Genomic DNA, 13,789 nt, shown 5'->3' on the forward strand with positions numbered 1-13,789 from the left:
CCCAAATAAAATGAAAGGAATAACACTAGTTTTTGCACTAATATTTGCGGTTGTAATCAACGCACAAGATATAAAACCTGTTTTTGAACAAGATGGTGAAATGTTAAAAGCCACCTATTACCATGACAATGGGGTAGTTTCCCAAGAGGGACATTTCCTAAACGGAAAACTGCATGGGGAATGGAAGATGTTTGGTGAAGATGGAAAGAAAATAGCCATGGGTGAATATACAGAAGGAAAGAAAACTGGGAAATGGTTTTTCTGGGATGCCAAAAAACTAAAAGAAGTGGATTTTGTTGACAGTAAAATTGCCAATGTTACCGAATGGAATAGCGTAGGCCAGTTAGCGATCAATAAATAATAAAATTATTTTTTCAATAGGAAACCTGGCGAATATCGCCGGGTTTTTTTGTTTTGGATCATGGCGGAATTGGTTGTAGAGCGGATTGTTCATATATGGGAGGATGCTTTAGGGATTTAGCAGTACGTGCAAACCTAGTACATTGGATTTGCCTTTAGACAAGTTTTGCCGAACAGCTACATGGGCCCATCATATTTAAGATAAGTTCTTGGGATATTTCCAAAACAGGACGGGTATAGTTAAATTAAGTAACGAATACTGAAAAAAAAAGGAGCCTGTTGAATTAACAGGCTCCTTTTTTTTGGTTGCAAATAACCTAGGCAGCAGCTACTTCCTTAGTTTTTGTCTTACTATCACCACTGCCCCTAAGGGCTATTTTAATCCTGTAGGTAATGTTAAATAGTACAGGAACAATGATCAATGTTAGGAAGGTGGCCACTATCAACCCAAATATTACCGTCCAGGCCAAAGGACCCCAGAACACCACGTTGTCCCCTCCCACATATATGTGCGGATTAAATTCTGAAAATAAGGCAAAGAAATCGATATTTAAACCGATTGCCAAGGGGATCAATCCTAAAACAGTGGTGATTGCCGTTAGAAGAACCGGTCTGAGCCTGGCTTTTCCTCCCTTAATGATGGCTTCTGTTGCATCTTCCCTCGTTAATAGGGCTTTATCATCCATACCTAGCTTTACCTTCCTACGGTCAATAAGAATCTGGGTATAGTCCAAAAGAACCACTCCATTGTTCACCACAATACCGGCCAAGGAAATTATTCCCATCATCGTCATCATAATCACAAAAGACCATCCGGTAATCATTAGACCTCCAAATACCCCTATAAAACTTAGGAAAATAGCAATCATAATGATCAATGGCTTGGAAATACCGCCAAACTGAAATATCAATATCAACATAATAAGGCCTAAACCGGTGAAAAATGCACCGACCAAGAACATCATCTGTTTGTTTTGCTCTTCAATCTGTCCGGTATAGTCAATTTTAATATCGGTAGGAAGGTTTTTAAATTCTTCCATTTCCTTTTGTATCTCAGCTACAATGGCCGCCGCATCCGTAAAACCAGGTTGTAGTCCGGAATATACGGTAACCACACGCTTATTGTCCCTGTGCTTAATGGCACTAAAGGCCGAAGTATTTCTTTCGGTGGCCACGGCAGAAATAGGAATTTCCTTGATTTTACCCGTAGATTGGTCCCTAAAAATGATATTTTGGTTGAAAAGGGCGCTTTTATTATATCTTAAATCTTCACTAAAGCGGACATTGATATCGTAATCATCCCCATCTTCCTTAAAAACCCCGGCTTTTTCACCAAACAGAGCCCTTCGCAATTGGTTCCCCACCTGGCCTACAGAAACCCCTAGCTCACCAGCTTTCTTGCGGTCTACGTTAACCTGCATGGAGGGCTTGCTCTTGTTTACGTCAATTTTTATTTCTTCTATACCAGCGATATTTTTGGTATTGATAAAGTTTCTAATATCCTCAGCGGTATTGATCAATTGGTCGTAATCTTTCCCTTCCAATTCAATGTTAATAGGATAACCGGCTGGTGGGCCATTGGCCTCTTTTTCCACGGAAATGGCTACACCGGGATAAACACCGCTTAGTCCGGCCTGAACTTTGGCACGGATGTCCTCCGTGTTTATTCCTCGCCTATATTTAAATTCGCTGAAGTTGACCGTGATTTTGCCCTTATGGGGCATTTCGGCGGAAGAACCTCCATCGGCCAAGGGGTTACCGGCGCCTTCACCGACCTGGGATACGGCCGTGGTCACAATAAAGTTTTCCCCATTGTGAAAATAGGCCTCGTCATTGACAATGCTATAGACCTTTTTTTCAATATCAAGGGTAATTTCATTGGTCTTTTCTATGGCGGTACCTTCAGGGTACTCTATATAGACATATATTTCATTGGGAATATTGTCCGGGAAGAATTCTATTTTGGTTCTCCCACTACCTACAGACATGCCGAAAAGCATAAACACCACAACCAAAAGCATAGCCGTAATTCCAAAATACCAGTATACATTCTTTCCCCTTAAGGCATGTATCAATCTTTTTTCATACCAGTTTTCAAAACGGGTCATGGTATTTTTTTGAAAGCGAAGGGCCCATTTCTTCAGTACATATTTGTAAATCCAAAACATGGCTGCCGTTAAGATCATGACAGAGCCCAATCCCCTCATAGCTCCTCCGAACAACAGGATCAATAACCCAAGACCGCCCATAACAATACTGATGCGAACCAGCTGTTTTCTGGTCAATTCCTTTTCATCAGTATCCATAAAGTTAGATACCAGCATGGAGTTCATAAATATGGCTACAAACAGGGAGGATCCCAATACTACCGACAAGGTAATTGGAAAATAGATCATAAACTGTCCAAATATTCCGGGCCATAGTCCTAGGGGAACAAAGGCTGCAACAGTGGTAGCCGTAGAAATAATAATGGGAAAGGCAATTTCACCGATTCCCTTTTTGGCTGCTTCAATACGGGGCATTCCTTCATCCATTAGACGATACACGTTCTCTACCACAACGATACCATTATCCACCAACATTCCCAATCCCATAATCATTCCAAATAGAATCATGGTATTAAGCGTGTAGCCCAACCAGGACAGGATCATAAAGGACATAAACATGGACATGGGTATGGCAAAGCCAACGAAAAGGGCGTTGCGGAACCCTAAAAAGAACATAAGCACCCCTACCACCAGAATAATTCCGAAAATAATATTGTTGACCAAGTCATCTACCTGGTTAAGCGTTCTTGTAGAGGAATCATTGGCAATGGAAATGTGAAGATCGGGAGGGAAATAGTTGGCCTTGGTGGTCTTTACTATTTCCTTAATTTGATCTGATGCCGATATGGCATTTTGGCCTGCACGTTTTTTAACATCCAACATCACAACGCTTTCCCCAAATTCCCTGGCATAGGTAGTTTTATCCTTTTCGTCAAAATGAACGGTGGCGATATCTTTTAAATATACTGCCCCGTTATCCGATTTTACTACAAAATCGTTGAGTTGGCCGGGGTCTTCTATCTCTCCCAATATGCGTATGGTACGCCGTTGGCCACCAATCTTTAAATTCCCTGCGGACATGGTCATGTTACCATTGCCAATGGTCTGCATTACATCGTCAAAACTAACCTTGGCCGCCATCATTTTATAGACATCTACCGCAACCTCCACTTCTTTTTCCTGAGCTCCGCGAATGTCGGCTTTTTTTACTTCTGGGAGATTTTCAATTTCGTCCTGTAGGTATTCGGCATATTCCTTTAATTTTTCTACCGGATAATCGCCGGTAAAGTTGATGTTCATTATAGGAACTTCTTCGGAAAAATTTAGGTCGAACACATTGGGTTCCACTTTGGCTCCGTTAAAGGTGGGCCAGTCTTCACTTGCTTTTTCACCATCAACCTCATCCTTTACCTTTTGTTTTGCCGCTTCTACTGTAATTTCTTCGTCGAACTCAACGGTGATAATGGAATAATCTTCCTGTGAGGTGGAAATGATTTCCACAACATTGCTAATATTCTTTAATTCATCCTCCAAAGGATCTGTTATCAACCTTTCTATATCCTCCGCTGTATTACCGGGATAGGGGGTGCTTATATAAATCTTGGTCTCTATGATCTCTGGGAAGTCTTCCCTGGGCATTGCCAAATAGGAGGAAAAACCGATCCATAGGAAGATACCGATCATTACATAAATAACTGATGGGTTATCTATTGCCCAAGACGATAAACTAAATTCTTTGTCTGCGTTTTTTTGTAGTTTGCTCATGGACTTTTTAGTTTAATACTTTCACTTTTTGACCATCCTTGACGCTTCTAGCGCCTTCTTTAATAATGTGGTTTCCACTACTGATTCCTGAAAGAACTTCCACGAAACCATTTTGGGTCTTCCCTGTGGTGATGATTTTCTTCTTTACTATGGCCTCATTTTCGTCATTCAGTTCTTCGGCCACATAGGCATACTGCTCTCCATCGGCATTTTCGGAAACAATACTTTGTGGAATTAGAATGGCATTTTCACTGGTGTAGTCGTTCAATTGTACCTTGGCGCTCAAGTTGGGCTTAATGGTACCTGTCTTGTTGGGTACTGGAATTTCTACAGTAAATGATCTGTTGCCAGGATTAATAAAGTTTCCTGTTTGTCTAATATTGGTCATAATACTATCGCCTAAAACAGGGAAATATACTTTGGCTTCCTTGCCATTTTTTATGCTTCCCAAATAGGTTTCCGGTACTTCCACTACAATGTACATGTCGGAAAGGTTCACTATTCGGAAAACTTCGGATCCCGGACCAGGGGCAACCACTGTTCCTTGGTCTTTGATAACATCGTCTATTATTCCGGAAAAAGGGGCCCTAATAGTGGACTTTCCTAATTGACTTTCCATTTGCTTAACGGCATTTTCGGACGCTTCATAATTGGTCTTTGCCTGTAAATACTGAATTTCAGAACCTATTTTTTGTTCCCACAATCTTTTTTGACGTTCAAAGGTGGTTTTGGCCAATTGCGCCTGAGTTTTTAATTGCTCCAGTTGACTGCCCATACCGCCATCATCTATACTGGCCAGGATTTGACCCTTAGTTACTTCTTGTCCCTCTTTTACATAAACTTTATGCAGGACGCCTTGCATCTCCGGATAGATCAGCACATTTTGTTTCGTTTTTACGTCGCCCTGTAAATCCAAGAAATGGTCAAATTTTTTGGGATCGGCTATAATGGTGGTAACAAGGGGAAGGTTTTCATTTCCGCTCATTGATCCTATAACCGAATCCAGTTTTTTCATTTCAGTTTCCAATACTTTTTGTTGCTCGAAAAGTTCACTTTTTTTGGTGCGCAAAGCATTTAGGTCCCCTCCTGAGATAAGGTCGTCCACAGTTTTTTGGTTGTCGTTTCCGCAAGAAACCAATAGGGTCCCCAGTGCGATTATTTGAAATATTTTGTTCATAGTTATAAATTCTAGGTTGATGTTATAGTTTGCTGTTAAGTACCGTTTCCAAGGTTGTTTTGTTATTGATTACCTCTACCATGGATTGCAAGTATTCCTGCTGCGCATCATAGAGTTGTGTCTGTGCCTGCCTAAGCTCAAAGCTAGTGGCAAGTCCTTCGGAGTATTTTATTTCGTTTTTCTTTTCAATACGCTCGGCCAAGGCCAAATTATCACTTGCCGTATTATACTGTTCAATAGAAAAGAGGTAGTTGCTCTTGGCTGTTTGGTGTTGCAGGCGAATATTTTGTTCCGTCTCGGATTTCTGTGTTCTTGCTTTTTCAAGCGCAATTTTTGCCCTTGCGGTCTTGGCACTCCTTCCTAGGGAACTGAAAATAGGGATGCTCAGGTCAAATCCAAGAATAGAGGAATCAAACCATTCCGAGTCGTTGCCCAAAAAATTAAACTTATCACTATAAGAAGTGCTGCCATAATTTACAAAGGCATTTAAGGTTGGCAAGGCCAAACTTTTTTGCAGTTTAAGCTCCAATTCCCTTTGTTGGTTAAGATTGTCAACTATTTTAAAATCTATATTGTTGTCCAATACCAGTTCTTCTTCCAAAAGATCCAAACGTATTTGTGCCTGAGTCAAATCGGACAGATTCTCCTTTAGTTTGGTAGGAGTATCTATATCCAGTCCCATAATTAGATTTAACATTTGCAGGGTAATGGACTGAAGTCGCAAGGAGTTTTTTAACTGATTATCTACCGAGGATAGGGTAATCTGCAATTGCTCCACACTCTCCTCATCGCCTAGACCATTCTCGAAAAGCTTTTGGGTTTCAAATAAATTTTTCTCCAAATTCGCTTTGTTCTTTTCTAGAATGGATATGCTTTCCTGTGATAAAAGCACATTGCCATAGGCTTCCACAACAGATTTACGTACGTCCAATTCTGTCTTTTCCTTGTTATTGTCGCTGTAGGCAATAAAGGCTTTAGTGGCTTGAACGCCCACGATATAGGAGCCATCAAAAATTTGTTGTTTTAGGGTAGCGGTGGCACTGGCAGTTTGTGGCTGACTAAAGACTATAGGGATAAAGGTTCCCGGTTCCTGCCCTATCAATTCACCTGGTAACAGGGAGACAGGTTGCTTTAATTGGTTCTGATAACTAACGGCCCCGTTAATTTGGGGAAGTCCTGTGGCAATAGTTTCCCATTTTTGTTTTTGGGCATCCAAGAGATCTCTGTCCGCATTAATGGCCCCATAGTTATTTTCCAGGGCGAAATTAATGGCTTCCTCCAAGGTGAAGCTATAAGTTTGTTCCTGGGCGTAGGACCAAGTAGCTGTAAATAGCACCATTAGTGCTAAAAAACTATTTTTCATAAAATTGGGTTTAAATTTTTTTGATAGGGTCATTTAACTTCTTATTTAATCCTGTGTCGAATTGATTATATCATTTAGTATCTTTCTTCCCTTTGGTGTTACAATTCCACGCAAATGATATTCAAGAAAATAATCCTGTAATTCTTTTGACGAGAAATTGCCTTGCGGGAAAAAGCGTTCATCCTTAATACAGGCCACACCAGAAATATAGATTCGAGACACGAATTCCACGTTTAAATTTTCCCTGTAAATTCCCAGTTCCAAACCTCTCTTAATATTGTTTACTGTACATTCCTGCATAAGCTCGTATTGCTTTTTTCCAAGGTTGTCAAATATTTTGGGATAGTATTTTTGCAATTGATATTGGGGGGAAGATTTTTCATCCTTCAATTGTGAAATGACAAACTTTTTAATGTCGTACAATTCCTCAATAGGATTCTTGCCACTTGAACATATAAAATCTATTCCTAAATTAATCTGATTCAAAAGGCCGAAAGTACATTCCTGTACCAACTTTGTCTTGTTTTCAAAATGAGTGTAGATCGTTTTTTTTGATATCCCCATTTCATTCGCCAAATCATCCATGGTAACACTTTTGAACCCAAGGGTCAAAAACATATCCGTTGCCTTTTCTAAAATTTTTTCCTTCATAGCGTCGGCAAAGATAATAGTGGAAACTTATAAAACAAAAAAAGTTTCCTAAGTTTTACGTTTTCTTAACATTTTAGTCCAAATCTTTCTTTTTGCCTCGGAATTTGTTTCCCTATGGTAAGTGATTGCTTTTAATGTATTTTTGAAGAAAATTGCCATTATGCATAGTATTGAACAATATAGGTCCGAGTTTTTGGCCCATATGGAGAAGAAAGTGAAAATTAAGGAACCTGTAAATCTTTATGAGCCAATTTCCTATATCCTAAATTTAGGGGGGAAACGGCTAAGACCGGTTTTAACATTGATGACCACTGATATTTTTGGAGGCGATTATAAAAAAGCTTTGGATGCTGCATTGGCCATAGAGGTATTTCACAATTTCTCTTTGGTTCATGACGATATTATGGATGAAGCACCCTTAAGGAGAGGGAAACAGACGTTGCATAAAAAATGGGACCTAAATACCGGCATTTTATCAGGGGATGCCATGTTGATATACAGCTATCAACTTTTGGAAAGTTACCCTGCCATGACTTTTAAGAAATTGTTGCAGGTGTTTAGCCAAACCGCTTTAGAGGTTTGTGAAGGGCAACAATACGATGTGGACTTTGAGAGCAGGGAAGATGTTACTATTCCGGAATACCTGATCATGATCCAGAATAAAACTGCGGTATTGGTGGCAGCTGCTATGAAAATGGGAGCCATAATTGCTGATAAGCCGAACGATGTACAAGATTTAATATATGATTTTGGAAAGAACCTGGGTATTGCGTTTCAGTTGCAGGACGATTATTTGGACGCCTTTGGGGATCCCAAGAGTTTTGGCAAACAGGTTGGGGGCGATATTATTGAAAACAAAAAGACCTATTTGTATTTGAAAGCCTTGGAAATGGGAAATTCTACCCAAGCGCAGGAGTTGGAACACTTGTTTTCCATTAAACCAAAAGATCCCACTGACAAAATATCCACAGTAAAGCAATTGTTTGAAGAAGCTGGAGCAGTATCCAGAACTATTGAAGAAATAAAAAGTTATACCGATAGGGCCTTCACAACCTTGGAAATGCTGAACCTGGAACCTGGGAAAAAGGAAAGATTAAGGCAGTTCGGTACTGCCTTAATGAATCGCGAGGTTTAAGGTGCCATAGAGACCATATGGGATCTACTTTGGTATTAGGTTAATCCTTTTTCAAGTTGGCCAAAAATTCGATCACATCCCTTATTTCCCTTTTAGACATTATTGTCCCCATGGGAGGCATCCCTGAAGCCATATTTTGTCTTTTGTCTATTCGGGACAAAGCAATTTCCATGGGTTCCGCATCCGAAGTTTTTAGTATAAGTTCATCTTCGGTTTCTTCCTCCAATATTCCCGTAACCAATTGTCCGTCCTTTAGGGTAACGGTAACCATTCCATATCCTGGCGATAAGCGTGCACTAGGATTTATCAAGGCTTCAAGAAGTTGTTCCCTGCTTAAAATGTTACCTATATTGTCCAAAGCCGGACCCACCGCTCCACCGGCACCGCCAAGGGCATGGCATCTAACACACTGTCCGGCGGAATTGGTGTTGAAATACTGATAACCCGCTCTTCTATTTCCCCCGTTAAGAGTCTCGGTATAGGCTTCCAAACCGTCTCCATGGGCTTTTAGTTTGTCCAATTGCGCAATAAGCTCTTCGGATTGGGTAGCCTCAACAGCCTCTGTTAAATCCAAGATAACACTGTTGGAAAGCTTTTTGTTATTCCCCTGTTTTATAAGGGAGATTAATACGTCCTTACTTTTTTCTAGGGGCATTTCTCCCAGGACACTCAACATCTTCTGTTGCTCCACAATGGATCCACTTTTGAATATAGGTTCCACAATGGCGGGAAGCTTTTCTTTGGGGAGATCTAACTGTGTTACCAATCCTACCGCTACAGTGCGGACATCCCTATCTTTATCCGCCATGCCTATCTTCATAGCCTCTTCTATTTTGGTGTAATTTAGGTCCCCTAGCGCCGCCAACATGGCCGAACGTACCTCTGGAAAAGCATGGCTTTTCATAATCTGTGCCATTTGGGCATTATACCCTTCGATCTTCAATGAGCTTATGGCCTTGGCTGTAGCTACCAAAATGTCCGGATTTTTATCCTTTAAAAAGTCGGGAATATACTTTTCTATCTTCTGCTTTACTACAATGGCATCCCTGTTGATCTCGCCCCTGTAGCGGCCATCTACCCTATCCAATACGGATGGGGAGGCCCAAGTACCAATGGCTGCCAATGCCTCGCCTCTAAGATTGCTTGAAACGGATTCTCTTTTTGCAAAGTTGATAAGTAGGTCCAGTTCCTTCTCGCCACCAACCCTAAGAGCAGCATTGATACTTCTGCGCAACAATGGTTCAGAGGTAAATCTTTCCTCTTTCAACAAGGAGGCTAAAGCTGGCAAGGCTGGTTCAATAGACCAATCATCGTTTATTGCCCTTGCGGCCTCGGTAACTATGTATTCATCCGAGTCCCTTAAAAATAGGGCTAACTGTTCATTATGTAGACGTCTCAACACCAATACCGCTGCAATGCGCAAACTTCTGTTTTCGCTTTTGGCCAAGGCAACAATTGGGGCAACTTCCCCGATTCTCGTCAATGCCAATACCCCGGCATGTCTTAAATATAGATCTTCGTCATTATTGGTTTCCAACATTTTTAGAAGGGGCCCAATGGCATTTCTGTTCTTTATCCTGCCCAAGGCCTGGGCGGCAAAGAAACGGACCCTGGCATTTTGGTGTCCCAGTAGGGCAATTAAATCGGGCCCTGCATTATTATATTTTACATCGCCCAAGGTTTTGGCAGCCTGTGCCACTATTTCCGCATCACTGTCCTTTAAAAGCCCTATTAGTGATTCGGCCCTTTGCAAATTTGTTCTTGCCAACTGTCCAATGCCCCAAATGCCGTGTACCCGGGCCAATTGGTTTTGCTTTTGTGAGATTGCCGCGGTAAAGGCTTTTAGACCCTTGTTGTCCCTATTGGCCAATTCGAACTGTGCCTTTTGTCGAATACGCATATCGGGATAGGATAGAAATTGGGTTAATTTATCCACGCTTTGATCCGTATAATCCAGGGTCATTAGTCGCTCTGTTTCCTTTCTTTCCGCCTTCAGGTCGTTTTTGTTCCCAGCCACATCCAACTTCCAGACCCGGCCGTAATTTTTGGTGTCCCAGCCGTTCATCCAATCTGCAATATATAGTGCCCCATCAGGAGCGAAACGAATTCCTGTGGGTAGAATTCCGCTTAAAATATCTTGTTCCTTATTCAGTTCAAAGGAGGCCCCTTTCGGTTTAAGGTCGAAACTCCATATGTGCGATCTACTTGGATTGCCAACAAACTCTACCAGAAAGAATTTATTTTTCCATTCCTTGCCCAATGCCGTGCCCGGGTTGTAGGCCATTCCTGTGGGACCATTATGAAAATTCATAATGGGCGGTATAATATAGGCGGCCTGACCTTCCCAATGTGGAACGAACAGTTTTTCATCCATCCAAACGTTGTACCCATTGTTTTTTGGATCGGTGTACTTGCCATATTGCCAGTTGGAGCGCCAACCTGCGTCCGATCCTTCCACAATATATACCAAGCGTTCGCTTTCTCCGCGGTGGTCCCCGTCATTATCCGCGGTAATAATATTGCCGTATTCGTCAAATACAAATTCGTGGGTATTGCGTACTCCCGCCGCAAAAACCTCAAAATCGCTTCCATCGGGATTGGACCTTACAATAACCCCTTGATTTGGATATTTATGATGTGTCCCGTCAGCGGTGGTAATATTAGCCCCTATATCGCCAATTCCCCAATATATTCTCCCGTCAGGACCTTCAATGGCGCCCGACATTCCATGCCCTCCAAAACCGATATGAACTCCATAACCATGGGAAATGGAAGTTTTATCGCTTATTATGCCATCTCCATCCTCATCGGTAATTCTCCACATATCCGGGGCTATACCTACGAACATATCATTTTTTCTAACCAATAATGCTCCGGCCACATCGGAGGTTTCTTTGTGAAAATCATTCAGAATTCTAGTGGCGACGTTAGCATAACCTCTAGCATTTTGGTCCTCCAATTTCCATATCTCCTCCTTTTGTACCGTAAGGTCTCTCCAATCGTGAATACTATCTTTATTTAGGTCTTTTAGCCATTCATTTTCTTTGCTTTTTTCGGTGGCGAAGGTTTCGTGTAAAAAGTTTTTTCTGTCTTCCACAGACTGCAGGGCAATGGACGGGGTCATCCAATGCCTAAAACCCCTGATATCGAATTCAGAATTTTTTTGGCGATTGGTCCTAGTCAAGTATATGTTGCCTTTGTCATCTACGGACATGGCCACTGGATCTGGAGCCAAAGAATCCGAAGCCCATAAGGTAAGGGTTAAGCCTTCGGCAACCTGTGCGGGAACGCTTTCCCTTATTTCCTTAAATCTGATCCGGGCGGTTGCCGTATCCTCTTTTATGACCAACAAAGGTTCCTTTGGTTGCTTGGGTTTTTTATCGCAGGAAATGGTGAAAATGCCAAAAAGAGAAACTATTAGGGCAATTCTGAGGGAGATATTGTTTCGCATGGGTTTAAATTGGTCTTAAAAAGAATAAAATATACGTGTATAAATCAATATTATAAAATATTGCTTGTTAAATTAAAATACCCGACGTATAAGGGCCTGGATAAATTCTTTTTTGGGGCAGGCCGCTATAATTTTTAAGTCTTCCCAAAGGCTGGTTTTTTCATCCAAAAATTTAAAGATATTTTGGGCTTTCCGTTGTTTGAACAGTTGTCCAAAAATTAACCTTCCCTTATTGTTGTTCCTATGGAGTATATCCAACAATAGTAGGTCATAAAACCAAAATCGGTCCTTTTTAAAAAAGGTATTTAGTGGTTTGTCTTTTTTCAAAAACGGGATTAAAGCTCCTGTTTTTTGATGTGTACGCATAAAGGTATAGCCCGAACTTGGCTTTGCCCATCCTCCGGCAATCCCAATATGCAAAATGTTTTTGCTGTTGTGGATGTTAAAATCATAACAGCTCATTGGGATGCTTCCTTTTTCCTTTTCTATTATTTCGTATTCTTTACAATTTAGATCATCCTTAAGATAGGATTTTATAGCCTCTTCATATTCTTGATCGGGAAGTACATTTTTGGAGAATAAGGTGTATTCCACCAAAGCTTCGGTTTCGGAAAATGGCAACACGTACATAAAGCGGGTGTTTCCTTTTTGAGGGATAGAAAAATCCATAAAAGTAGCCTGTTGACTATCAAAAACCGGTTTATCAGATTTTATAAACCACCCTATAAAATGTTGCTGTAGGACCGGGTATTTCTTTTGTTGCAACAGGGGCTTATAGTCGAATATGCTATTGAACACCTTTTTGCTGATAAAGGAATGGGAATCAGTGGTGACAATTACTTGGTTGTCCCTCTCCTCTATGTGGACAACATTCCCTTCCAAAAAAGTGATGTTGGGATGGTGATTTATTTTGTTGCGGTAAGTATGGTAAAAATCCTCTGCACGAAGCATCTTATATTTATAAGGGGCAATGGGAGTATGTTTGGAATATTCATTATCTCCTACAAAAATATGGTCCCAGGTCTTGTGTAGTATGGCATCAAAATTACCTTGGCCAATTTCCCAAAAACACCAGGTACGATCATTCTGTTTATTCCAATTTTTTTCCAACAACAGAATTGATTTCTGTGCGAAGAAATTATCCTTGCCCAAAGCATCTGCAAGTAACAAGCCAGAGGCCCCTGCGCCAATAATAATATAATCGTAGGTTGCCATGGAAATACGCTCTATTGTCTAGGAATTAAGCCGAGTTAATAAATGATATGACATCCATCATTAGGATGCAATCCAAAAGTACAAATTCTATTTATAGAACTTACATTTCCCTGAACGATATAAATTTGGCGGTGTTCAGGGCATTTTTTCCAGTATTGAGAGTAATTGTTCTGCATCCAGATACTGGAAATAGCGTGCTTGGGCAATAAATTTGGAATCCATCAAAACCATAGCGGGCAAGGTAAAGGGAGCGTCTTTTCTACTGGCTAAAAGAAGCGGGATTTCGTGTATGGGATTGCGTTTATTGGCCCGCTTATTGATAAAACTTTGTTGCCCGAAAACTATGGTATCCGTTGTTTCCACATTCATCTTCACGGCATAATAGTCGTTGTTGAGTTTATGGATAACCTTAGGGTTTTTGAAAGCTACTTCATCCATTTTTAGACAGGGAGCGCACCAATCCGCATAAAAATCGATAAATATTTTTTTTGGATGCACCTTTAGGGAATCGTGCAATTGCTCAAAGCTGATCCATTGTATCCCATTCTTTACCTGGGCATATGTAATACCGGAGCCAACGTTAAATAGACAAACGAGTGTTAATAAGGTCAGCTTATTTTTCATG

Annotated in this window: 9 protein-coding genes; 2 read left to right on the plus strand and 7 right to left on the minus strand. The window is 40.9% G+C overall.

The window, feature by feature from the left end; all coding sequences use genetic code 11:
* Nucleotides 1-10 precede the first annotated feature (10 nt).
* Complete coding sequence (locus KO529_RS09825; protein ID WP_215947720.1) at nt 11-361, plus strand: toxin-antitoxin system YwqK family antitoxin; 351 nt, start codon at nt 11-13, stop codon at nt 359-361.
* A gap of 316 nt (nt 362-677) precedes the next feature.
* Here KO529_RS09825 and KO529_RS09830 read toward each other — a convergent pair whose 3' ends face one another.
* The 4 genes from KO529_RS09830 to KO529_RS09845 are packed head-to-tail and all read right to left on the minus strand — an operon-like array spanning nt 678 to nt 7,363.
* Entirely contained in the window at nt 678-4,172 is a 3,495-nt protein-coding gene (locus tag KO529_RS09830; RefSeq protein WP_215947721.1) for an efflux RND transporter permease subunit, read from the minus strand.
* A gap of 7 nt (nt 4,173-4,179) precedes the next feature.
* Nucleotides 4,180-5,349, minus strand: coding sequence for an efflux RND transporter periplasmic adaptor subunit (locus tag KO529_RS09835; protein ID WP_215947722.1), 1,170 nt, complete (start codon nt 5,347-5,349; stop codon nt 4,180-4,182).
* Between the two features lie 22 nt (nt 5,350-5,371).
* Nucleotides 5,372-6,712: a TolC family protein gene (locus KO529_RS09840; protein ID WP_215947723.1), complete on the minus strand. Its 1,341-nt coding sequence runs from the start codon at nt 6,710-6,712 to the stop codon at nt 5,372-5,374.
* Nucleotides 6,713-6,757: 45 nt separating this feature from the next.
* Nucleotides 6,758-7,363, minus strand: coding sequence for a TetR/AcrR family transcriptional regulator (locus KO529_RS09845; RefSeq protein WP_215947724.1), 606 nt, complete (start codon nt 7,361-7,363; stop codon nt 6,758-6,760).
* 160 nt (nt 7,364-7,523) lie between these two features.
* On the opposite strand from KO529_RS09845, the gene KO529_RS09850 reads away from it, so the two are divergent.
* Nucleotides 7,524-8,498, plus strand: a complete 975-nt coding sequence (locus tag KO529_RS09850; protein WP_215947725.1) for a polyprenyl synthetase family protein — start codon at nt 7,524-7,526, stop codon at nt 8,496-8,498.
* 40 nt (nt 8,499-8,538) lie between these two features.
* Here KO529_RS09850 and KO529_RS09855 read toward each other — a convergent pair whose 3' ends face one another.
* The 3 genes from KO529_RS09855 to KO529_RS09865 all read right to left on the minus strand — a co-directional run bounded on the left by KO529_RS09855 (nt 8,539) and on the right by KO529_RS09865 (nt 13,788).
* Nucleotides 8,539-11,949 carry a HEAT repeat domain-containing protein gene (locus tag KO529_RS09855; protein WP_215947726.1) on the minus strand — a complete coding sequence of 1,137 codons (3,411 nt, stop codon included), beginning with the start codon at nt 11,947-11,949 and terminating at the stop codon, nt 8,539-8,541.
* A 72-nt stretch (nt 11,950-12,021) separates the two neighbouring features.
* Nucleotides 12,022-13,164 (minus strand): lycopene cyclase family protein, encoded by a 1,143-nt coding sequence (locus tag KO529_RS09860; RefSeq protein ID WP_215947727.1) that lies wholly within the window; start codon nt 13,162-13,164, stop codon nt 12,022-12,024.
* Nucleotides 13,165-13,299: 135 nt separating this feature from the next.
* Nucleotides 13,300-13,788 carry a thioredoxin family protein gene (locus tag KO529_RS09865; RefSeq protein ID WP_215947728.1) on the minus strand — a complete coding sequence of 163 codons (489 nt, stop codon included), beginning with the start codon at nt 13,786-13,788 and terminating at the stop codon, nt 13,300-13,302.
* Between the last annotated feature and the right edge of the window lies 1 nt (nt 13,789).

Origin of the sequence: Arenibacter algicola, from assembly GCF_018860365.1 — a bacterium.
Lineage (GTDB): Bacteria > Bacteroidota > Bacteroidia > Flavobacteriales > Flavobacteriaceae > Arenibacter > Arenibacter algicola_B.